At 64.1% G+C, this 21,989-nt stretch carries 22 protein-coding genes; 14 read left to right on the top strand and 8 right to left on the bottom strand.

The annotated features are described in order from the left end of the window. Positions 1–112 precede the first annotated feature (112 nt). The gene (locus AC0L3K_RS16460) at positions 113–1,285 is read right to left on the bottom strand and encodes an MFS transporter (protein ID WP_007595638.1); all 1,173 of its coding nucleotides are present in this window, start codon (positions 1,283–1,285) and stop codon (positions 113–115) included. 60 nt (positions 1,286–1,345) lie between these two features. On the opposite strand from AC0L3K_RS16460, the gene AC0L3K_RS16455 reads away from it, so the two are divergent. Beyond that, positions 1,346–2,197 (top strand): AraC family transcriptional regulator, encoded by an 852-nt coding sequence (locus AC0L3K_RS16455; protein WP_007595640.1) that lies wholly within the window; start codon positions 1,346–1,348, stop codon positions 2,195–2,197. Positions 2,198–2,377: 180 nt separating this feature from the next. Beyond that, complete coding sequence (locus tag AC0L3K_RS16450; RefSeq protein WP_007595642.1) at positions 2,378–3,730, top strand: malonyl-CoA decarboxylase; 1,353 nt, start codon at positions 2,378–2,380, stop codon at positions 3,728–3,730. Between the two features lie 351 nt (positions 3,731–4,081). On the opposite strand, the gene tarD is transcribed toward AC0L3K_RS16450, so the two are convergent. From tarD to AC0L3K_RS16425, 5 genes are all read right to left on the bottom strand, one after another. Then, positions 4,082–5,251, bottom strand: coding sequence for a D(-)-tartrate dehydratase (gene tarD, locus AC0L3K_RS16445; protein ID WP_473366360.1), 1,170 nt, complete (start codon positions 5,249–5,251; stop codon positions 4,082–4,084). A 146-nt stretch (positions 5,252–5,397) separates the two neighbouring features. After that, positions 5,398–5,655 carry a DUF3297 family protein gene (locus AC0L3K_RS16440; protein WP_007595651.1) on the bottom strand — a complete coding sequence of 86 codons (258 nt, stop codon included), beginning with the start codon at positions 5,653–5,655 and terminating at the stop codon, positions 5,398–5,400. Further along, positions 5,652–6,128, bottom strand: coding sequence for a glutathione peroxidase (locus tag AC0L3K_RS16435; protein WP_027519751.1), 477 nt, complete (start codon positions 6,126–6,128; stop codon positions 5,652–5,654). Before AC0L3K_RS16435 ends, AC0L3K_RS16440 begins: the two co-directional genes overlap by 4 nt. 2 nt (positions 6,129–6,130) lie before the next feature. Next, positions 6,131–7,531: an amidase family protein gene (locus AC0L3K_RS16430; protein ID WP_473366359.1), complete on the bottom strand. Its 1,401-nt coding sequence runs from the start codon at positions 7,529–7,531 to the stop codon at positions 6,131–6,133. A 208-nt stretch (positions 7,532–7,739) separates the two neighbouring features. Next, positions 7,740–7,997, bottom strand: a complete 258-nt coding sequence (locus tag AC0L3K_RS16425) for a DUF6894 family protein (RefSeq protein ID WP_007595657.1) — start codon at positions 7,995–7,997, stop codon at positions 7,740–7,742. A gap of 249 nt (positions 7,998–8,246) precedes the next feature. Between AC0L3K_RS16425 and pqqA the strand changes: the two genes are divergently transcribed. The 10 genes from pqqA (at position 8,247) to AC0L3K_RS16375 (ending at position 18,416) form a co-directional block, all read left to right on the top strand. Next, on the top strand, positions 8,247–8,327 hold the full coding sequence (gene pqqA, locus AC0L3K_RS16420) for a pyrroloquinoline quinone precursor peptide PqqA (RefSeq protein ID WP_007595659.1): 81 nt from the start codon (positions 8,247–8,249) through the stop codon (positions 8,325–8,327). 118 nt (positions 8,328–8,445) lie between these two features. Further along, positions 8,446–9,375, top strand: coding sequence for a pyrroloquinoline quinone biosynthesis protein PqqB (gene pqqB, locus AC0L3K_RS16415; RefSeq protein WP_007595666.1), 930 nt, complete (start codon positions 8,446–8,448; stop codon positions 9,373–9,375). Then, positions 9,372–10,163: a pyrroloquinoline-quinone synthase PqqC gene (gene pqqC / locus AC0L3K_RS16410; RefSeq protein WP_473366358.1), complete on the top strand. Its 792-nt coding sequence runs from the start codon at positions 9,372–9,374 to the stop codon at positions 10,161–10,163. Before pqqB ends, pqqC begins: the two co-directional genes overlap by 4 nt. A 6-nt stretch (positions 10,164–10,169) precedes the next feature. Then, positions 10,170–10,481, top strand: a complete 312-nt coding sequence (gene pqqD / locus AC0L3K_RS16405; RefSeq protein WP_007595669.1) for a pyrroloquinoline quinone biosynthesis peptide chaperone PqqD — start codon at positions 10,170–10,172, stop codon at positions 10,479–10,481. Next, positions 10,478–11,677, top strand: coding sequence for a pyrroloquinoline quinone biosynthesis protein PqqE (gene pqqE, locus AC0L3K_RS16400; RefSeq protein ID WP_007595671.1), 1,200 nt, complete (start codon positions 10,478–10,480; stop codon positions 11,675–11,677). Before pqqD ends, pqqE begins: the two co-directional genes overlap by 4 nt. Continuing rightward, complete coding sequence (gene pip / locus AC0L3K_RS16395) at positions 11,667–12,653, top strand: prolyl aminopeptidase (protein WP_007595673.1); 987 nt, start codon at positions 11,667–11,669, stop codon at positions 12,651–12,653. The genes pqqE and pip overlap by 11 nt, the downstream gene beginning before the upstream one ends. Positions 12,654–12,665: 12 nt before the next feature. Next, the gene (locus tag AC0L3K_RS16390) at positions 12,666–13,343 is read left to right on the top strand and encodes a hypothetical protein (protein WP_473254548.1); all 678 of its coding nucleotides are present in this window, start codon (positions 12,666–12,668) and stop codon (positions 13,341–13,343) included. A 228-nt stretch (positions 13,344–13,571) separates the two neighbouring features. Further along, the gene (locus tag AC0L3K_RS16385; RefSeq protein WP_007595682.1) at positions 13,572–15,371 is read left to right on the top strand and encodes an FAD-dependent oxidoreductase; all 1,800 of its coding nucleotides are present in this window, start codon (positions 13,572–13,574) and stop codon (positions 15,369–15,371) included. Beyond that, a complete protein-coding gene (locus AC0L3K_RS16380; RefSeq protein WP_473254547.1) occupies positions 15,341–17,188 on the top strand; it encodes a 2-oxoacid:acceptor oxidoreductase subunit alpha in 1,848 nt (615 codons plus the stop codon). Before AC0L3K_RS16385 ends, AC0L3K_RS16380 begins: the two co-directional genes overlap by 31 nt. A gap of 172 nt (positions 17,189–17,360) precedes the next feature. Beyond that, positions 17,361–18,416 (top strand): 2-oxoacid:ferredoxin oxidoreductase subunit beta, encoded by a 1,056-nt coding sequence (locus AC0L3K_RS16375; RefSeq protein WP_007595686.1) that lies wholly within the window; start codon positions 17,361–17,363, stop codon positions 18,414–18,416. 3 nt (positions 18,417–18,419) lie between these two features. Here AC0L3K_RS16375 and AC0L3K_RS16370 read toward each other — a convergent pair whose 3' ends face one another. Both AC0L3K_RS16370 and AC0L3K_RS16365 read right to left on the bottom strand, forming a co-directional pair. After that, on the bottom strand, positions 18,420–18,863 hold the full coding sequence (locus AC0L3K_RS16370; protein ID WP_007595687.1) for a DUF4399 domain-containing protein: 444 nt from the start codon (positions 18,861–18,863) through the stop codon (positions 18,420–18,422). A gap of 17 nt (positions 18,864–18,880) precedes the next feature. After that, positions 18,881–20,419: an SUMF1/EgtB/PvdO family nonheme iron enzyme gene (locus AC0L3K_RS16365; protein WP_473254546.1), complete on the bottom strand. Its 1,539-nt coding sequence runs from the start codon at positions 20,417–20,419 to the stop codon at positions 18,881–18,883. A 304-nt stretch (positions 20,420–20,723) separates the two neighbouring features. Between AC0L3K_RS16365 and AC0L3K_RS16360 the strand changes: the two genes are divergently transcribed. After that, positions 20,724–21,344: a hypothetical protein gene (locus AC0L3K_RS16360; protein ID WP_473366357.1), complete on the top strand. Its 621-nt coding sequence runs from the start codon at positions 20,724–20,726 to the stop codon at positions 21,342–21,344. Positions 21,345–21,375: 31 nt separating this feature from the next. After that, a complete protein-coding gene (locus AC0L3K_RS16355) occupies positions 21,376–21,825 on the top strand; it encodes a DsrE family protein (RefSeq protein WP_473254544.1) in 450 nt (149 codons plus the stop codon). The last annotated feature ends 164 nt before the right edge of the window (positions 21,826–21,989 follow it).

Below are 21,989 nucleotides of genomic sequence, written 5' to 3'. Positions count from 1 at the left end.
TTTGGCGCCCCCCTGAAAAAAAACCAACCGGCCCCCCGCCTAATTTTGGTTTTTGGCTGCGCTGCGCTCGCAATGACGACGTGGAGAGAGCCACGCGCCTCATGCCGATCCCTCACACCGCGTGCGGTGTCCTGATCTCGCGCGGCAGAATGATCGCGGCTGCGATCGCGAGCAGGCAGAGTGCGGCGAAGGCATGCAGCATGGTGACGAAGCCGCCCTGCTCGTAGAGCCAGGCGACCAGGCCGACCGAGGCGCCGGCCGCGGTGAAGCCGATGAAGTAGCGCACGGCATAGGCGCGCGAGCGCCATTCCTCGCTGGTGTATTTGCCGACCATGGCGTCGTTGACCGTGACCTGCCCGAACGCGCCCATGACGATGCCGATCGAGACCAGGATCAGCGGCAAATTGGACAGGCTCGCGGCCAGATACAGGAACGGCGCCAGCATGAAGGACAGCGGCAGCGCCACCGTCTTCAGCGAATAGCGGTCGAGCAGCCGGCCGATCGTGTATTGCGTCATCGCGCCGAACACGTAGACGCAGGCGGCAATAACACCAAGCAGCGCCGGGCTTTTGGTGAGATCGGCGAGCCGCTCCGCGAACAGCTTTGGCAGCGCCACGGTGACGGCATTGAACGTGGTGGAGATCGCGATCACCACGATCAGCAGCGACAGGATCACGCGCCACATGTCCTGCTTGGCGACCCGCGCCTGCGCTGCCGCCTGCTTCGAGCCCTTGCGGTCCTCGTGCACGACCATCATCGCAAAGGCGATGCCGATCAGGATGGTGACGATGCCGGGTACGATGAAGGCGAAGCGCCAGCCGAGATATTGGCCGATTACGCCGGTGACCAGCGCCGACGATGCGACGCCGAGATTGCCCCAGACGCCGTTGATGCCCATCTCGCGGCCGAGCCTGTCGGCGTAGGAGACGATCATTGCGGTGCCGACGGGATGATAAATCGAGGCAAAAATGCCGATCGCGAACAGCGCCGCGCCGAGCTGCGCCTGCGTCTGCACGAACCCGACCGAGATCATGGAGGCGCCGATGCCGACGAAGAAGATCAGCATCATGTGGCGGCGGCTCCAGCGGTCCCCGAGCCAGCCGGTGAGCAGCGAGCCCGCGCCAAAGGCGACGAAGCCCGGCGTCGCATAAGGCAAGAGTTCCGAATAGGCCATGCCGAGCGCCGGTCCCATGATGATCACCGCGGCGGCGAAAATCAGCATCGCGTAATGGTCGATGAAATGGCCCGCGTTGACGAAACTGATCACCCGGCCGGGGCTGTTCATTCCGAATCCTCTCCTGCTCCGAAATGAGTTATATGTCGGGCGAGTGACGGGATGCCGCCAATGACTGTCGTCGAGACGCCAATCCTCCGGGCGGTCCGGAGCAATCATCGCTCGCCCGCGGGCGTGCATCTGGTCGCGCGCGACTACCCCAAGGGCATGCGGATCGATCCGCATATGCACCGCGAGGCACAGCTGATCTATGCCGCCAGGGGCACCATGCAGGTGACGACGCCCGGGGGGCGCTGGCTGGTGCCGCCGGACCGCGCGGTCTGGGTCCCCGCCGGGCTCCAGCACGCCATCGATCTGCTCGCCGACATCGAGATGCGCACGCTGTATTTCGACCTCGCCTGGCTGAAGCGCGAGCAGCGCCATGAGGGACTGACCAGGGAATTCGTGGTGCGGGTGTCGCCGCTGCTGAACCAGGCGATCCTCGCGCTGTTCGACGCCCACAATACCGAGGAGCGGACCGATCTGCTGGTTCGCCTGGTGATGCTGGAGCTGGTCCAGGCTGAGGATTCCGCGACCTTCGTGCCGCTGCCACACGAGCCGCGCTGCCGGCGCGCGGCCATGATCGTGCTCGACGATCCCACCGGCCTGCACGACATTGACGCGCTGGCGCGCGAGGTCGGAACATCCGCGCGCACGCTGTCGCGGTTGTTTTCGACAGAGACGCAGCTGAGCTTCAAGAGCTGGTGCCAGCGCGCAAGAATCGCGGCGGCGATCCAGCGGCTGTCGACCGATGCCAATGTGTCGGTGAAGCAGCTCGCGACCCAGCTCGGCTATGCCAGCGTGCCGGCGTTTTCGGCCGCGTTCCGTCAGGTGACGGGACGGACGCCGACGGAGTTTGCCACACACTCCGTGTCATCGCCCGGCTTGACCGGGCGATCCAGTACTCTGGGACGGCGCGGCTAGAACCGAAAAGCCGCGGCGTACTGGATGCCCCGGTCAAGCCGGGGCATGACAGCTTTCTTTGGGTTTTCGAACCGCCCGCCCCCGCTAAACTTGCCAAAATCCCCCGCTTGATTGTGATCGGCTTCCGCCCAAATCCCGTGTAAGATTCCCGCACCGCACAAACCTGACACGAAAGCCCCGATGGCCAACGCTTTCTTCTCCGACCTGCTCACCACCATCTCCGAGCGTGGCCGCACGCTGCTTCGCCGCGGGGATTCTGCCGACACCAAGCCGGACGCCGATGGATTGATCGAGCTCTGCGGCGCGCTGCTGTCGGGTCGGGGCGAAGCGTCGGGCACCGCCATGGCGCGTGAGGTGCTCGACATCTACCAGGACCTGGATGCGGCGGGACGTCGCGCCTTTTTCGAAGCACTGGTGCGCGATTTCGGCCCGGATCGGGAACGCCTGTCCAAGGCGATCGAGACATGGCGCGCCAAGCCGGCCGACGAGGATGCCAGCGCCTTGCACTTCGCCTCCGAGCCGCGCCGGCAGGAGCTGATCCGCCGCCTCAACCGCGCGCCCGGCGGCACCGGCGATCTCGTCAAGATGCGCGCCGACCTGCTCGACATGATGAACGGGCACGCCGATCTCGCCGCACTCGATCGCGACGTCTCGCATCTTCTCTCGTCATGGTTCAACAGGGGGTTTCTCGTGCTGCGCAGGATCGACTGGTCGACCCCGGCCAACATCCTCGAAAAGATCATCCGTTATGAAGCCGTACACGAGATCAGCGACTGGGACGATCTGCGCCGCCGCATCGATCCGGTCGACCGTCGCTGCTACGCCTTCTTCCATCCCGCGATGGTCGACGAGCCCCTGATCTTCGTCGAGGTGGCGCTGACGGAGACGATCCCCGGCGCGATCGCGCCGCTGCTCGCGGTCGACCGCCCCTCCGTCCCGATCGAGCGCGCCCGCACCGCCGTGTTCTACTCGATCTCCAACACCCAGCGCGGTCTCGGCGGCATCTCTTTCGGCAGCTTCCTGATCAAGCAGGTGGTGGAGGAGCTGCGCCGCGAATTGCCCAAGCTCGACAATTTCGTGACGCTGTCGCCGGTGCCGGGCTTCATGCCATGGGTGAAGCAGGACAAGGATTTGCCGCTGTCGGACGAGGACCGCGAGATCCTGAAGCGCCTCGACGATCCCAAATGGTTCGAGAACCCCGAGACCACGACACTGCTACGTGGCGTGATCGAACCCCTCGCGGCGCACTACTTCCTCAAGGCACGCACGCCGAAAGGCAAGCTGATCGATTCCGTCGCGCGCTTTCATCTCGGCAACGGCGCCCGCCTCGAGCGCATCAACTGGTTAGGAGATCTCTCGCCCAAGGGCGTGCGCGAGTCCGCCGGCGTGATGGTCAACTACCTCTACCGCCTCGACGACATCGAGAAGAACCACGAAGCCTATGCGAATGACGGCGAGGTGGTGGCCTCGAGCGCGGTGAAGAAGCTGCTGAAGGGCGAAGGCCGGCGGCTGCTGGATATGCGGCTGTCGTAGAGACATTCGGCTCACGGCACATCGTCAAGGCGAACCCAGCCGACGACGCTCTCTCCGCCGTCATTGCGAGGAGCTCTGCGACGAAGCAATCCAGACTGCCTCCGCGGAAAGATTCTGGATTGTTTCGCTGCGCTCGCAATGACGGAGATTGTGGCGACACCTCGCGCAATCCCAGCAATTCGCCCGCAGCAGCCGAAGCGCCCGTCGAAGCGCTCCCCTCTCGCCACCGTCATTGCGAGGAGCCCTTGCGACGAAGCAATCCAGACTGCTCCCGTGGAAACACTCTGGATTGCTTCGCTGCGCTCGCAATGACGGAGTGTGTGGCGCGGCCGTCGCGCCCCTCGCGTTGCGCTACTCCGCCAGCGCCTTCATCTCCTTGTAGAGATCCGATTTGCCTTCGAAGCCGATGCCCGGGAGATCGGGCATGGTGATGTGGCCGTTCTCGACGCGGACGCCGTCGGGGAAGCCGCCGTAGGGCTGGAACAAATCGGGGTAGCTCTCGTTGCCGCCGAGGCCTAAGCCGGCTGCGATGTTGAGCGACATCTGGTGACCGCCGTGCGGGATGCAGCGGCTCGGCGACCAGCCATGGGTTTTCAACACTTCAAGGGTGCGCTGGTATTCGCATAGGCCGTAGGACAGCGCGCAATCGAATTGCAGCCAGTCGCGGTCCGGGCGCATGCCGCCGTAGCGGATCAAATTGCGGGCGTCCTGGTGACTGAACAGGTTTTCGCCGGTCGCCATCGGTCCCGGATAGAATTCGGCGAGGGCTGCCTGCAGCGCGTAGTCGAGGGGGTCGCCGACTTCCTCGTACCAGAACAAGGGATAATCCCGCAGCATCTTGGCGTAGGCGATTCCGGTCTCGAGATCGAAGCGGCCGTTGGCATCGACGGCGAGCTGCGCGTCGTTGCCGATCTCTTTCAGCACCGCCTCGATGCGGGTGCGATCGTCCTCGATACCGGCGCCGCCGATCTTCATCTTCACGACGTTGTAGCCGCGATCGAGATAGCCGCGCATCTCGCCGCGCAGCATCGAGAGGTCCTTGCCCGGATAATAATAGCCGCCGGCGGCGTAGACGAACACGCGCGGATTGGCTTTGACGCCGTGACGCTCAGCCAGCAGGCGGAAAAGCGGTTTCCCTGCGATCTTCGCCACGGCATCCCACACCGCCATGTCGATGGTGCCGACCGCGACGGAGCGCTCGCCGTGGCCGCCCGGCTTCTCGTTGGTCATCATCGCACCCCAGACCTTGTCGGGGTCGAGATTGTCGCCGGCCGCATTCAGCAGCGATTTCGGATCGGCCTCCAGGATGCGCGAGGCAAAGCGCTCGCGGATCAGGCCGCCCTGCCCGTAGCGGCCGTTGGAGTTGAAGCCGTAGCCGACGACGCGCTTGCCGTCGCGCACGACGTCGGTGACGACCGCAACCAGGCTCGTCGTCATCTTGGTGAAATCGATATAGGCGTTGCGGATCGGCGAAGAGATCGGTTTCGTGATCTCGCGGACGTCGACGATGCGGACGGACATGGGGGACCTCTTGCTTTCGTCATTGCGAGCGTAGCGAAGCAATCCAGAAATGCATCCGCGGAGACAGTCTGGATTGCTTCGTCGCGAGGGCTCCTCGCAATGACGAGGAGAGAGCGCTCGCGATGACGGGTGGAGAGAGCGCGCTCCTACTTCTTATCCCTGAAATACGGCTCGACCGGGCCGTGCACCTTGATGGTCAGCGGGTTGCCGTGGCGGTCCTTGGCGTTGCCGGCGGTGACGCGGACCCAGCCTTCGCTGATGCAGTACTCCTCGACATTGGTCTTCTCGACGCCCTTGAAGCGGATGCCGACGTCGCGCGCCAAAATGTCCGCGTTGTAATAGGGGCTGCTCGGATCGACCGAGAGGCGGTCCGGAAATTCGTCGCTCATGATTGTCTCGCTCATAACAGGGTCTCGATTTGCTGCCGTAATCCTTCGGGCCGCGCGGTCGGCGCATAGCGCGAAACCACCTTGCCGGCGCGGTCCACCAGGAATTTGGTGAAATTCCATTTGATGGAGGCGCCCAGCAGCCCGGATTGCTGGCGTTTCAGGTACTCATACAACGGATGCGCATTGCTGCCGTTGACGTCGATCTTCTCAAACAGCGGGAAGGTAACGTCGTAATTGGTCGAGCAGAACGCCTGGATCTCGCTCGCCGGTCCAGGCTCCTGCGCACCGAACTGGTTGCAGGGAAAGCCGAGCACCGAGAAGCCGCGCGGATTGAGGTCGCGATGCAGATCCTCCAGCCCGCGATATTGCGGTGTGAAGCCGCATTTGCTCGCGGTGTTGACGATCAGCAGCACCTGGCCCTCGAAGCTGCGCATGGGCACTTCTTCGCCGAGAAGCGAGTTGGCCTTGAAGTCGTAGATCACGGACATCGCTAACCCACGGGATCGATCGGCGACGGCGGCACGCCGCCCGCCTCGATCGCCTCGCCCGCGAGCAGACAAAGATCCTCGCGGTAACGGCCGGACACGATGTGCACGCCGACTGGCGCCTTGCCGACGAGGCCGGTGGAGACCACGAGGCCCGGCAGGCCCATGAAGGGAGTGGCGATCTGCGGCAGTTGCGCTTCCCAGACCCGCTTAAAGGATTCCTCGTCCTTGCGGTCGAGATGATCCGGGAACGGCAGCTCGCCGGAGACCGGTGTCAGCAGCACGGCATAGGTCTCGAAGAACAGCATCCAGTCACGGGTCAGCGTGGCGCGGCGGGTCAATGCCTTGGCGTAATTCGCCTGGTCCATCGGCGTGACCCTGGCGCGGTTGCCGCGCAGGCACGCCAGCGCGCCGGGATCGCCCTCACGCTCGGCCATCTCGAGCTGCGCCTCATAGCCGTCGCCGAGCCAGAGCTTGATCTGCCACTCGACCGCTTCGCGCATCGGCGGCGTGTTCTCGATCACATCGACCGTCCAGCCCGCACGCTCCAGGCGCTTGCCGGCATCGGTCACGGCTGCCTTCACCTCCGGTGTGGTCGCAAGGCCGTCCGGATTGAGACACAGCGCGGCGCGCTTCGGCCGCGCGGGGCCTTCCAGCGGCGCGGGCACGAACCAGGGATCGCGGATGTCGCGGGCCGACATGGCCGCGAGCGAAATCCTGATGTCGTTGACGGTGCGCGCCAGCGGCCCCGACACCGCCATGATCTGCGGCCCGATCGGACGCTCCGGCAGGGCCGGATTGAAGGCGGGGATGCGGCCGAGCGTCGGGCGCAGGCCATGCACGCCGCAGGCATAGGCGGGATAGCGGATCGAGCCCGCAATGTCGGTGCCATGGGCGATATGGCCGATGCCGGCCGCGACCGCCGAACCGGCGCCGCCGGACGAGCCGCCCGGCGTGAGCGAGGCATCGCGGGGGTTCTTGGTGTCGCCGTGGACCAGATTGGTGGTGAACCAGCGATAGGAGAAGGCCGGGCAATTGGTGCGCCCAAGCAGAACGGCGCCGGCTTTGCGGAAATTGGCGACCACCGGATTGTCCTCGCGCGCGATCAGGTCGCGCTGGAGCTTGAGGCCGTTGGTGGTGGCAAAGCCCTCCTCGTCGACATTGGCCTTGATGGTGACGGGCACGCCGGCGAGCGGGCCTGGGTCCTCGCCCCTGGCGATGGCGGCATCGACGGCGTCGGCCTGCTTGAGCACGTCCTCGGGCCGGTGGTCGATCACGGCGTTGAGCTGGGGATTGACGGCGTCGAGCCGGGCGAGGCCGGCCTGCGCGGCCTCCCTGGCGGAGACCTTTTTGGTTTTGACGAGGGTGGCGAGGTCGGCGGCCGACAGGCGCCAGAGATCTTGCATGGCTTGCTCCGTTTAACCGGCGTCTTTTAGCCCCGGGAACGCGGCAAAGCCATGCGGATTTCGCAGGGGCGAAGGGCGAGAGCCGGGTGACGCCTCATTCGCCGTCATTGCGAGCGAAGCGAAGCAATCCAGAGTGCCTCCGCGGAAGCAGTCTGGATTGCTTCGTCGCAAGGGCTCCTCGCAATGACGGGGAAAGAGCGGCGGACCTCTAATGCCGGGTGGCAGACTGGTCCGGGATGTCCAGCAATGCCTCGGTGAAGGGGAATTCGAGCACGATCTCGCCTTCGCGGTCGGTAACTTCGATCACGGCCTCAAGCAGGGCCGGCTGGGTGCCTTCCGATCTCAGCACCTCCAGAATCATCTGGCGGGCAACCTCCCAGGCACGGTCGGGATTGCGCAGATCCTCTCCCTCAGGATCCACGATCAGTTCGTTGCCGATACGGGTGTTGAAGAAATATCTGGGCATCACGAAGTTCCAGTTGGGTCGCCTGTACCGGATTGAAAGCTGCACTGCACTCACAACTGCTTTATCAGGACAGGGTTCGCGACCGAATGCGCCGAGCGCAGGGCCGCATCACCAGAAAGTACTGTTCCCCACGCTTTTTTCGCGGCGCAATATGCCCGTCCTCGGGAAAATTTCACTGGCGAACTTTTGTGCTCGCAGTAACTTAGCCCCGGGCGGATACGTCCGAAATCTCGAAAATGGAGAGCCGAAATGGCCTGGAAAGCCCCGAAGATCGTCGAAGTGCCCTGTGGCATGGAAATCAACATGTATGTGAGCGCTACCCGCAAGTAAGCGGTTGGTGAGTTCGCGTTCTGCGCAGGTGGATCTTTCGGTCACGATGCATGTCCGGAAGACAGGATTTGTGTTGGCGTGAGGTCCACCTCGCGACATTGCCTCCAGGAGACGGATCATGCTTCGCGTCGTCGTCCTGGGCGCCGCAGCCGGCGGCGGAGTGCCGCAATGGAATTGCGGCTGCGAGGGCTGCCGGACGGCCCGTGATAACGGCCAAGAGCTGCAACGGACCCAAGCCTCGGTCGCCTTCACTGGCGACGGCGAGCACTGGTTCTTGATCAACGCCTCCCCCGACCTCCGCCAGCAATTGAATGCGACGCCACAGCTGCATCCGAAGGCAGGCGCGCTGCGCCATACGCCGATCGCAGGCGTGATCCTGACCAACAGCGAAGTGGACGCGGTGGCAGGCCTGCTGTCGATGCGCGAGGGCTCGCCCTTCGCGGTCTATGCGCATGAGAAGGTGCTGGCGATCCTGAAGGCCAACAGCATCTTCAACGTGCTGAACGAGAAGAACGTGCAGCGCCTGCCGGTCGACATCAACGAGCCGTTCGAGCCGCGGCTGCCGGACGGGGCGCGCTCGGGACTTGAGGTGCTGCCCTTTGCGGTCTCGGGCAAATCGGCCTGGTACCTGGAAGGCAGGGCGCATCCGGGCGGCGACACCGGCGAGGGCGATACGCTGGGGCTGAAGATCACCGACAAAGCGACCGGCAAATGCTTCTACTTCATCGCCGCCTGCGCCGAAATCACCGACGCGCTCAAGGCCGAGATCGACGGCGCTGCGCTGGTGTTCTTCGACGGCACGGTGTGGCAGGACGACGAGATGATCAAGGCTGGGCTTAGCCACAAGACCGGCAAGAGCATGGGCCATGTCGCGATGTCCGGTGACCACGGCGCCATCGCGCGGCTCGCCGACCTCACACTCGACAGGAAGATATTTCTGCATATCAATAACTCGAACCCGGCACTGCTGCCCGCATCCCCCGAGCGCAAGGCCGCTGAAGCGGCGGGCTGGCAGATACCCGCTGACGGAACGGAGATCGTGCTGTGAATGCCGCGTCACTGACTGGAATGACCGCGCTCTCGGTCGGCAAGGACATCAGGCTCAACTCGGCCGAGGAGCTGGAGGCGACGCTGCGCCATATCGGGGCGACGCGCTATCACAGCCTGCATCCGTTTCATAGACTGCTGCACGGCGGCAAGCTGAACAAGGGTCAGGTCCAGGCCTGGGCGCTGAACCGCTACTATTACCAGAGCACCATCCCGATCAAGGACGCGGTGGTGATCTCGCGCTTCCGCGACCGCGCCACGCGCGTGGAATGGCGCCACCGCATCGAGGATCATGACGGCGATATCGGCTCCGAAGGCGGTATCGAGCGCTGGCTGAAGCTGACCGACGGCCTCGGGCTGGACACGGCTTATGTGGAATCGACCGAGGGCATCCTGCCCGCGACGCGCTTCGCGGTCGAAGCCTATGTCCACTATTGCCGCGAGAAGTCGCCGCTGGAGGCAATCGCCTCCTCGCTCACCGAATTGTTCGCGCCGAACCTGCACGAAGAGCGCATTGCCGGCATGCTGGAGCACTATGACTTCGTCAATCCTGACACCATGAGCTACTTCAAACGCCGGCTGGCACAGGCGCCGCGCGATGCCGGCTTTGCGCTCGACTATGTCAAGGCGCATGCCACCACGCCCGAGCAACGCGCGTCGGTCTGCAACGCCCTGATCTTCAAGACCAGCGTGCTGTGGGTGCAGCTCGACGCGCTCCAGCACGCCTATGTCGAGGGCCACATTCCGCCGGGCGCGTTCGTGCCCCAAGAACACCAAAAAGCGAGCTGAGGAACAATGGCCGGGCCGCGCAACATCAGCGTCAGCGAGACCAGCCGGCCGGTGCTGCCGCGGCACGCCAAGCTGAAATATGACGAGACGCGAAAAGTCTGGGTGATCCTGGCGCCCGAACGCGTGCTGGCGCCGGACGAGATCGCGGTCGAGGTCTTGCAGCTCTGCGACGGCGAGCGCAATGTTGGCGACATGTCCGACCAGCTCGCGGCAAAATACGCCGCGCCGCGAGAGGCGATCCTGGCCGACGTCATCGTCATGCTGCAGGATCTCGCCGACAAGGGCTTTCTCACGGAGGCCCGGGAGAAGACGTCATGAGCGATGTGCTCGGCAATCCCACCATTCCGCCCGACGCCAGTGACAGCCTCGCGGTGCTGGAGAAGAGCCGCTCGACGGCGGAGACGTTCGGCATTCCGCTCGCCGTGCTGCTCGAGATCACCCACCGCTGCCCGCTGCAATGCCCCTATTGCTCCAACCCGGTCGAGCTCGACCGCTCGGGCAAGGAGCTGACCACCGAGGAATGGAAGAAGGTGCTGAGCGAGCTCGCCGAGATCGGCGTGCTCCAGGTGCATTTCTCCGGCGGCGAGCCGACGGCGCGCAAGGACCTCGTCGAGCTGGTCAAGCATGCCAGCGACGTCGGCCTCTACACCAACCTCATCACCTCGGCCGTGCTGCTGACGCGCGAGCGGCTGAGCGAGCTGGCCGATGCCGGGCTCTGCCACGTGCAGATCAGCTTCCAGGGCGTTGAAGAAGGCTTGGCCGATCGCGTCGGCGGCTACAAAAACGGACACCGCAAGAAGCTCGAAGTGGCAAAATGGACACGCGAGCTTGATTTGCCGCTCACCGTGAATGCGGTGATGCATCGGCAAAACCTGCATCAACTGCCTGATATCGTCCAGATGTCGGTCGATCTCGACGCCGACCGGCTCGAGGTCGCCAATGTGCAATATTACGGCTGGGCGCTGAAGAACCGCGCCGCGCTGATGCCGACGGTGGCGCAGCTCGACGAGTGCACCCGCATCGTCGAGGAGGCGCGCGAGCGACTGAAGGGCCGGCTCACGATCGACTATGTCGTGCCCGATTATTACGCGCTGCGGCCGAAGAAGTGCATGGGCGGCTGGGGCCGGCAGTTCTTCAACATTTCGCCGGCCGGCAAGGTGCTGCCCTGCCACGCCGCCGAGAGCATCACCGGGCTCGACTTCGAATCGGTACGCTCCAACCATTCGATCGCCTGGATCTGGCAGAACTCGGACGCCTTCAACCGCTATCGCGGCACCGGCTGGATGAAGGAGCCGTGCAAGAGTTGCGAATTCCGCGAGATCGATTTCGGCGGCTGCCGCTGCCAGGCCTTTGCGCTGACCGGTGACGCTGCCAACACCGATCCGGCCTGTGCGCTGTCGCCACTGCACGAGACCATCTTCAAGCAGGCCGAGCGCGAGGCCGAGGGCGAAACCAACCGCTTCGTCTATCGCAATTTCGCCGGTGGCACTCTGGAATCCGGGAATGATGCCTGACGCCGACGCGGCCAGCTCAGTCAAGCGCGCCGATCCTTTTGCGCCGCTGACCTCCGAAACGCTCGACGTCGGCGACGGCCACGAGCTCTATGTCGAGAGCGTCGGCCGCGCCGACGGAATCCCCGCGGTCTACCTGCATGGCGGCCCCGGCAGCGGCTGCCAGCCCGACCACCGCCGGCTGTTCGATCCCGACCGTTTCCATGCCGTGCTGTTCGACCAACGCGGCTGCGGCCGCAGCCGTCCGAAGGGATCGCGCGAGCACAACACTACGCAGCATCTGATCGCGGACATGGAAAAGATCCGCGAAAAATTCGGCATCGCGCGCTGGATGGTGGTCGGCGGCTCCTGGGGCGCGACGCTGGCGCTGGCTTATGCGCAGGCGCATCCCGCGCGCGTTTCCGGGATTGCGCTCCGCGCGACGTTTCTCGGCACGCGTGCTGAAGTCGAGATCGCCTTCACCTCGCGCCTGTCGCAATTCTACCCCGCGCTCTACGAGGATTTTCTGAGCGTGCTGCCGCTCGAGGAGCGCGCGCGGCCGGTGGAAGCCTACTATCGCCGCATCCTCGATGCCGATCCGGCCGTGCATGGCCCGGCATCGCGCGCCTGGTACGATACCGAGCGCGCCTTGTCGGAACACAAGGCGGCCAAGACCCGGCTGGACCTGGCGTCGCTGAACGTCTGGCGCACATTGCCGGCGACGCCCTTCATGGAGGCGCATTATTTCGTCCAGGACAGCTTCATGACGGAGAACGAGTTGTTGCGGAACGCCGGCAAGCTCGACGGCATTCCCGGCATCATCGTCCAGGGCCGCTACGATCTGTTGTGCCCTCCCGAGACATCGCAGGCGCTCGCGAAAGTGTGGCCGGGTTCCGAGATTCGCATCGTGGAAGAAGCCGGCCATTCGCTCTATGATACCGGCGTGCGGGACGCGGTCATGAAGTCGATCGCAGATATCGCTTCGAAGATTTCGCGATAGCGGGACAAGAAAATGCCACTCGCCGGGAAGGGCATGTTGCTCACGTCGATGAACATCGACGTTTCAGATGAAGCCGATTTCAATCGCTGGTACGATCGCGAGCATCTGGAAGAGCGCGTCGCGATCGAGGGATTCCTCGAGGCGCGGCGCTATCTCGCGCACGCCGCAAATCCCAAATATCTCTCGCTGTATTCGACCGCGACGCTCGACGTGCTCGATAGTCCCGCCTACCGGGCGCGGCTCGCCAATCAGACCGAATGGTCGCGGCGCAGCATGGCGCATTTCAAGGACATGCTGCGCGTGGTCGCCCGCATCACGATCAGCAACGGCACCGGCCGAGGCGCGGCGCTCGGCCTCGTGCGGTTGCGACCGACGCCGGACAATGCGGCCGCGTGGCGTGACGCACTGCAAGAACGGCTGGCGCCGGAAAAGCACGACGGCATCATCTCCATGCATCTGCTCGAAAGCGAGCCGGAATTGTCGGGCGCGACCGCGGACATTCCGGCAGTGCGCAACGAAGGCGCACGCGACTGGTTCGTGCTGATCGACGGCACGCATGTCGGCGCGGTCTCGGCCGTGATCGCCGCGCGCTTCACCGGCCCTGCCGCCTCGCCATTCCCGCTTCCCGTGTCGGTCGGCACCTACAGCCTGATGTGGGACCTCGCGAAGAGCGACATCGCGCGCAACTAAGACGCATCGCAACATGTTGCACCGCCGCATACTGCGCGCGGCAATTAATGATGTGCGCGCTGGGCTCCCATGAAAGCCGGTGATCACCCAAATTTGCCGTTGTACTTCGGACCGGTTCTAATAAGCTAACCCAATGACGTCATTCAGAAACCAGATCGCCGCGCGTTAGCGTTCGCCAAGCTCAAGAAAAGGCCGCCGGGTCTTTGAGCCTGCGCGGACAGGGTAGGAATGAAACCGACCGACATTGCGGCCCCCGACTACTTTCACAAAGTGGTCGATTGCCAATGGGCCTGTCCTGCGCACACCCCCGTTCCCGAATACATCCGACTGATCGCCCAAGGCCGCTACAGCGACGCCTATATGATCAACTGGAAATCGAACGTGTTTCCCGGAATTCTGGGACGCACCTGCGATCGTCCATGCGAGCCGGCGTGCCGCCGCGGACGCGTCGAGGAGACCCCGGTCGCGATCTGCCGCCTGAAGCGCGTCGCCGCCGATTTCAAGGACGACATCACGCAACGCCTGCCGCGGCCGTCGGCCAAGAACGGCAAGCGCGTTGCCTTCGTCGGCGGCGGTCCCGCTTCGCTGACGGTGGCCCGCGATCTCGCCCCGCTCGGCTATCACTGCACGGTGTTCGACGGCGATCCACGAGCCGGCGGCATGATGCGCTCGCAGATCCCGAAATTTCGCCTGCCGGATTCAGTCATCGACGAGGAGACCGGCTACATCCTGGGTCTCGGCGTTGACTTCAAGGGCGGCCACCGCATCGAAAGCATGAAGGCGCTGCTCGCGGAGAAGTATGACGCGATCTTCGTCGGCTCCGGCGCACCGCGCGGACGCGAGCTCGACATCCCCGGACGCAAGGAAGCAGCCGCCAACGTCCATATCGGCATCGACTGGCTGTCCTCGGTCTCGTTCGGCCATACCGACAAGATCGGCAAGCGCGTCATCGTGCTCGGCGGCGGCAACACCGCGATGGATTGCTGTCGCACCGCGCGTCGCCTCGGCGGCGAAGAGGTGAAAGTGGTCGTGCGCTCCGGCTTCGAGGAAATGAAGGCCTCGCCCTGGGAGAAGGAAGACGCGCTTCACGAGGACATCCCGATCCTCAACTTCCTCGTGCCCACAGCCTTCGTCCACGACAACGGCAAGCTCACCGGCATCACCTTCCAGAAGGTGAAGGCCGAATACGACGCCAAGGGCCGCCGCAACCTCGTGCCCTCGGGCGAGCCGGACCAAACCATCGAATGCGACGACGTGCTGGTCGCGGTCGGCCAGGAGAACGCCTTTCCCTGGATCGAGCAGGACTGCGGGATCGAGTTCGACAAATGGCACATGCCCAAGGTCGATCCGCAAACCTTCGTCTCGACCAACCCGAAAGTATTCTTCGGCGGCGACGCCGCGTTCGGGCCGAAGAATATCATCTGGGCGGTGGCGCAGGGCCATGATGCCGCGCTGTCGATCCACAAGATGCTCTCGGGCGAGGACGTCACCGAGCGTCCATTGCCGGAGGTGCACATCTCCTCGCAGAAGATGGGCATCCACGAATGGAGCTATGACAACGACATCTCCAACGACAAGCGCTACAAGGTGCCGCATCGCGACAAGGTGATCGCGCTGAAGGACATCCGCACGGAGGTCGAGCTCGGCTACGACGTCAAGCTGGCGCTGGGCGAGGCCGAGCGCTGCCTGAACTGCGACGTCCAGACCGTGTTCTCGACCTCGCTCTGCATCGAGTGCGACGCCTGCGTCGACATCTGTCCGATGGACTGCATCACCTTCACCGACAATGGCGAGGAAGGCGATCTCCGTCAGCGCCTGAAAGCGCCCTCGCTGCATCCGGACCAGGATCTCTATGTCTCGAGCGACCTCAAGACCGGGCGCGTGATGATCAAGGACGAGGATGTCTGCCTGCATTGCGGGCTGTGTGCCGAGCGCTGTCCCACCGGCGCCTGGGACATGCAGAAATATTTGATCGAGATGACTCACGCAGGTTCAGCATGTCCGACAAAAAGCCGATCAGCAGCGTAAACGACTTCGTCGTCCGCTTCGCCAACGTCAACGGATCGGGCTCGGCCAGCGCCAACGAGATGTTTGCGCGCGCGATCCTGCGCCATGGCGTTCCGGTGAGCCCCCGTAACATCTTCCCCTCCAACATCCAGGGCCTGCCGACCTGGTACGAGGTGCGGGTGACCGAACAGGGCCATCTCGGCGCCCGCGGCGGCGTCGACATGATGGTGGCGATGAACCCGCAGACCTGGGACAAGGACGTCGCCGGCATCGAGCCCGGCGGCTATCTGTTCTACGATTCCACCAAGCCGATGCCGTCAACGAAATTCCGCGACGACATCACCGTGATCGGTGTTCCCCTGACCGCGATCACCAACTCGACCTACACCGATCCGCGCCAGCGCCAGCTGTTCAAGAACATCATCTATCTCGGGGCGCTCTCGGCGCTGCTCGACATGGACCCGAAGCTGATCGAGCAGCTGATCGGCGAGCAGTACAAGCGCAAGGAGAAGCTCTTGTCCTCCAACGTCCACGCGCTGCATCTCGGCCGCGACTGGGCGCTGCAAAACCTGAAATGTCCGACCGGGCTGCGGGTGAAGAAGTCCGACAAGGTCGGCGACCGCATCTTCATCGAGGGCAACAGCGCCGCCGCGCTCGGCGCCGTCTATGGCGGCGCCACGGTGTGCGCCTGGTATCCGATCACGCCGTCCTCGTCCGTGGCCGAGGCTTTCACCGCCCACTGCAAGAAGTACCGGCACGATCCGGAAACCGGCAAGGCGAAATACGCGATCGTGCAGGGCGAGGACGAGCTCGCTTCGATCGGAATCGTGATCGGCGCCTCCTGGAACGGCGCGCGCGCCTTCACCGCGACCTCCGGCCCCGGCATCTCGCTAATGACCGAGTTCATCGGCCTGTCATATTTTGCCGAAATCCCGGCCGTGATCATGAACATCCAGCGCGCCGGTCCCTCGACCGGCATGCCGACCCGCACCCAGCAATGCGACATCATCGCCTGCGCCTATGCTTCGCATGGCGACACCAAGCATGTGCTGCTGTTCCCTGAAGATCCCGCCGAGGCGTTCGAGTTCGCAGCCGCGGCTTTCGATCTCGCCGAGCGGCTCCAGACCACGATCTTCCTGATGCTCGACCTCGACATCGGCATGAATCACCGGCTCTGCCGTCCGCTGAAATGGGACGACGCCAAGCAATATGACCGCGGCAAGGTGATGACCGCGGAGATGCTGGAGGAAGGCCGCGATTTCGGCCGCTATCTCGACGTCGACGGCGACGGCATCCCCTACCGAACCTATCCCGGCACGCATCCGACCAAGGGCTCATATTTTACCCGCGGCACGTCGCGCGACCGCTATGCGCGTTACTCCGAAGAAGGCTCGGTCTACGCCGACAACATGCAGCGGCTGATGCGCAAGTTCGAGACCGCGCAGGATTTGGTGCCGCGGCCGCTTCAGGCTAATGCGGAACGGCCGACCAAATACGGCGTGATCTATTTCGGTTCGACTACGCCGGCGATGGACGAGGCGATCGGATTGTTGGAGGCACGAGGCCATCAGCTCGATCGCCTGCGCATCCGCGCCTTCCCGTTCCACTCCAGCGTGGCGAGCTTCCTCGCCGAGCACGATTTCGTCTACGTGGTCGAGCAGAACCGCGACAGCCAGCTGCGCCAGCTCATCGTCAACGAAAACGGCATCGACCCGGTGCGGCTGGTGCCGATCGTGCACTACGACGGCTCGCCGATCACCGCCCGCTTCATCGCAAAAGCCATTGGCGACCACCAGGATCACCTCAAGGTGACCCCGCTCCGCAAGGCAGTGTCATGATGGTAAGGCGCAGGCATCGGATGCAATCACCTCTCCCCGCGTGCGGGGAGAGGTCGGATTGCGCAGCAATCCGGGTGAGGGGGACTCACCACGAGTCGAGCTCGTCGAAAGAGCCCCTCACCCCGACCCTCTCCCCGCGAAGAGCGGGGAGAGGGAGCAGAGAGAGACGGTCATGACCTACATCGCAAAGCCGAAATTCCACCATCCCGGGCTGAAGAAGAACGAGCTCGGCTACACCCATCGCGACTACGAAGGCAAGATCTCGACGCTGTGCGCCGGCTGCGGCCACGATTCGATCACGGCCTCGATCATCGAGGCCTGCTATGAGCTTTCGATCGAGCCGCACCGGGTTGCGAAGATCTCGGGCATCGGCTGCTCGTCGAAGACGCCGGACTATTTCCTCGGCAATTCGCACGGCTTCAACTCCGTGCACGGCCGCATGCCCAGCGTGCTGACCGGCGCCAATCTCGCCAATCGCGACCTGATCTATCTAGGTGTCTCCGGCGACGGCGATTCCGCCTCGATCGGCTTCGGCCAGTTCGCCCATTCGATCCGGCGCGGGGTGAACATGACCTATATCGTCGAGAACAACGGCGTCTACGGCCTGACCAAGGGCCAGTTCTCGGCGACCGCCGACCGCGGCTCGAAGTCCAAGAAGGGCGTCACCAACACCGACAACGCCATCGACCTCGTCGCCATCGCGCTGCAGTTGGGGGCGACTTTCGTCGCGCGCTCGTTCTCCGGCGACAAGACCCAGCTCGTGCCGCTGATCGCGGCCGCGATCCGCCACAAGGGCGCGTCGTTCATCGACGTCATCAGCCCCTGCATCGCCTTCAACAATCATGCCGGCTCGACCAAGAGCTTCGACTATGTTCGCGAGCACAATGACGCGGTGAACCGGCTCGACGTGCTGGTCGGCCGCGATCCGATTGCGGTGGATTACGCACCGGGCACGGTGCAAATGGTCGAGCAGCATGACGGCAGCAGGATCGCGCTGCGCAAGATCGATGCCGACTACGATCCGCATGACCGGCTCGGCGCCCAGACCTTCCTGCAAAAGCACGCCGCAAAGGGACAGATCGTCACGGGGCTGCTCTACGTCGATCCCGACGCGGAAGATCTGCACGAGCATCTCAACACGGTCGAGACGCCGCTCAACACGCTGGAAGCGGACACGCTCTGCCCGGGCTCGGCGATGCTGGACAAGTTCAACGCCAGCCTGCGGTGATCGCTACCGCGCCGCAGCCGGCTGCCGGACGCGTATGGTGATCTTCTCCGACACGATGGGCGGCTCGAACGGATAGTGCTTGGCATCGCCCAGCACGAGTTGGAGCGTATGCGTCCCGGGCGGAAGCTCGAGAAGCGTTTCGGTCTGCCCTGCCCCGAAATGCAGATGCGACTTGTCCTGCAGGATCGGCTCCTTGGGATCGATGGGGTCGTTGACGTCGATCAGCAAATGATGGTGACCGGCGTTCTGATACTCGTCGCCGGCATGGGTCACTCCCATGTTGCGCAAGCCGAACCGGACCCAGAATCCGCCGCGGACCTTCTGCCCGTCATGCGGGGTGATGAAATAGAGCTTGGCGTCCTTGGGCGCTGCCTTGCCCTGCGAAAAGGCCACCCCCGGGAGCAATGCGAGCGCCGCCGCCAGCGCGACGCAACGAAGGATCTGCATCAAACCAACTCCTCCACTCAAGGGCTGAGCGCCACGCGGAATCCGTGCGTCGGATAACGAACGTTGGTGTCGTAGCCATCGCGGTTGGACGGCCGCACATATCTCGAATCGTTCTTCCAGGAGCCCGAGCGCAGGACATGAGCGCTGCAGTCCCCGCTGCTCCATGCCGAGCCGTCACCGGGCGCGCCCTGATAGGTCTTATGCCAGCAGTCCTCGACCCATTGATCGATACCGCCGCCCATGTCGTGGAGCCCGAACGGATTAGGCCTGAAGCTGCCGACCTTCGCCGGTTGCTCGGCCGCGAGATCACCGCAATCCTTGCAACCGGCCATGCCCGGCTGCAGCTTGTCGCCCCACCAATATTTGGTCTGCGTTCCGCCCCGCGCGGCATATTCCCATTCGGCTTCGCTCGGAAGCCGATAAGTCTTCTTCGTCGCCTGAGCGAGATAGGCCGCATATTGCTGCGCGTCGGTCCAGCTCACATTGCTGACCGGCGCATCGTCCTTGCCGATGGCCGTGAAGCCGCACGCCTTTGCAGCGGCGCACTCATTCCATTCCTGCACGGTCACCGGATATTTTCCGATCGAGAACGGCTTGACCGCCACCTGATGGACGGGACGCTCGGTCGGATCGTCATTGCTTCCCATCGCAAAGCTGCCGCCGCGAATGGCGACCATCTCGGGTTCGCGGACGGCCGTTGCCGATTGAGTTGGCGCCGGAGCGGGCGACGGAGATGACGAAGCCGACGAGGGAGAAGGCTGCGGCGTCTGCGGCGCTGCTTCGCGCGACGGAGGCTGCGGGCTCGGTGATGCGGCAGGCGAAGCGGTGGGAGAAGCGGTGGGCCCGGTGGCCTGCTCGCTCACCCTGCCCGGTGTCTGAGCCAGCAGATACCACAGCACACCGGCGGCAATCACCGACAGCGTGATACCCAGGAGAAAGATCAGAGTATTCTCGCGCCGCCCCCGCGTCCTGCCGACCGCGTCTGCATCCGGCAGCACTTTATAGACGCGCACGGGATCGGTGATGTTCTTGACCTTGCGGTCCCCGAGCGACTCGTAACCGCACACGACCTTGTGCTTGATCTGCTCGTAGATCGCGCCGGAGATAAAGACCTGGCCTGGCTCGGCGATGCCCTCGATGCGCGTGGCGATGTTGACGCCGTCGCCGTAGACGTCGTCCGGCTCCACGATGACATCACCGAGATTGACGCCAATCCGGTACTCGATCCGAGTGTCCTTCGGAAGCGAGGCGTTGCGGCCGATGAGATTCTGCTGGATGACGATGCTGCATCGGACGGCCTCGACCGGACTGTCGAAAATCGCGATGAAGCCGTCGCCCGTCGTCTTCACCAGACTTCCATTGTGCTCGACGATGCTGGGCTGGATGAGATCCCGCTCGATCCGCTTGACGCGGACGTGCGTGCCCTCCTCGTCGGCCTGCATCAGGCGGCTGTAGGAAGCGATGTCACCGACAATGATGGCCGCGAGGCGACGAGGCATAGGGCCGTGCGAAGGCGGCTCGTCATTCCCGGATCTGAAGCTGCGAATTTCGCCCATTGCGGGGACTCCACAAACTTACAAAGGCAGACCCCAACCTACGACTGCCAAAGGCGATCGTCTGTGAAGGCTATCACATCGACGAAATCGGGCAATGTCCGTGGGGATCGCAGGAGTCGAGTTCCGAAAGGCGAAGGCGTTACATCGAATGAACCTTTATGACCCCACCGATGACTAACGCCCCGCGTGGAACTAATCACCTCGCTCCGCCCTGCGATGCTCGTGTCATTGATGTGCGAACCATGAACGCGTCGCACCGGGTTCGCGTCTAAAGTACAGCTCAGTTGCTGCACGCGAGGCCATCATGAAGTCTTTTCTCGTTGCTGCCGTCTTCCTTGCCGCGCGCGGCGGCGCCGCTCAGGCCGAGGAGGCCGACGATATCCGTGAGGCCAGCAAGGCCGAAGCCGAGACCTTCAACGCGCGCATGTATGCGGGCGTACCCGGCAACAAGGCCTATGCCTGCTTCGTGCGGCGCTACGATGCCGAGCACCTGGCGCGTCATCCGAAGCAGAAGGTCGCCGCGATGAAGCTGCTGATCTCGGCGGAGATGGACACCGAAGACAAGCAGCTCCACAACTCCTTCCGCCTCGGCTTCAGATATCGTCACCGCTCCGGCGATTTCGATTCCAGCGGCTCCTGTCATCACGCCGTGTTCACCAAGGACGGCACCGAAATCCGCCTCGGTTGCGGCGTCGACTGCGAGGGCGGCGGCATCGGCGTCGCGCTCTCGAAGGACGACAAATCGGCGATCGTGCGGCTGGCGCGGGTCAGGGTCTGGCAGAACAACAAGCCGGACGACGATGCCGAACTGTCACTGGTCGCCGGGGCCGACGACGGGATTTTCCGCCTGGATCGAACGGACAATAAGGAATGCGCCTCGCTCGTGACCGACCGCAAGGAACTCGCCGCGCTCCGCCACAAATGATATGTGTCCGGCGCAATCGAGGGAGATCGTCATGAACCGCCGGAATATGTTGTGGAGCGCCGTCTCAGGCCTGGGCGTGGCGCTTGGCGCCTCCAGCGCGAAGGCCGCGACGGACGCCGGCACGGGCAACAAGCTGAAGGTGGTGTATCATTTGAGCGATGCCGAGAAGGTCAACTTCGTCCTCGGCAACATCCAGAACCACATCGACGGCGTCGGCGGCTCCGACCATGTGACGATCGCGCTGGTGATCCACGGCCCGGCACTGAAGGCGTTTCACTCGGCGCAGGCCAACCCTGACATCAGCAAGCGCGTCGGCGATTTTTCGAAGGATGGCGTCGAGCTTGCCGCCTGCGGCAACACGATGAAGGCGCAGAACGTCACGCTCACGGATCTCCTGCCGGGCTTCGTCAGCGCGGAGAAGGGTGGCGTCGTCCGTTTGGCCGAGCTCCAGTCGCAGGGTTATCTCTATCTGCGGCCGTAGGTAGCAGCGAAAGTGGTGGGCTCCCTCCCCCGCTTGCGGGGGAGGGTCGGGGAGAGGGTGTCTCAGCAATCGAGAACCCCCAAGTGGAGAGCGCCCCCCCCCCCCGCGGGGGGCCCCCCCCCCCCCCCCCCCGGGGGGGGGTGGGGGGGGGGGGGGGTGGGGGG

The sequence above is a fragment of the Bradyrhizobium sp. MI1.10 genome (genome assembly GCF_055811035.1).
Note: the sequence above shows the minus strand (reverse complement) of the source record. Positions and strands in the feature narration are given on the sequence as shown.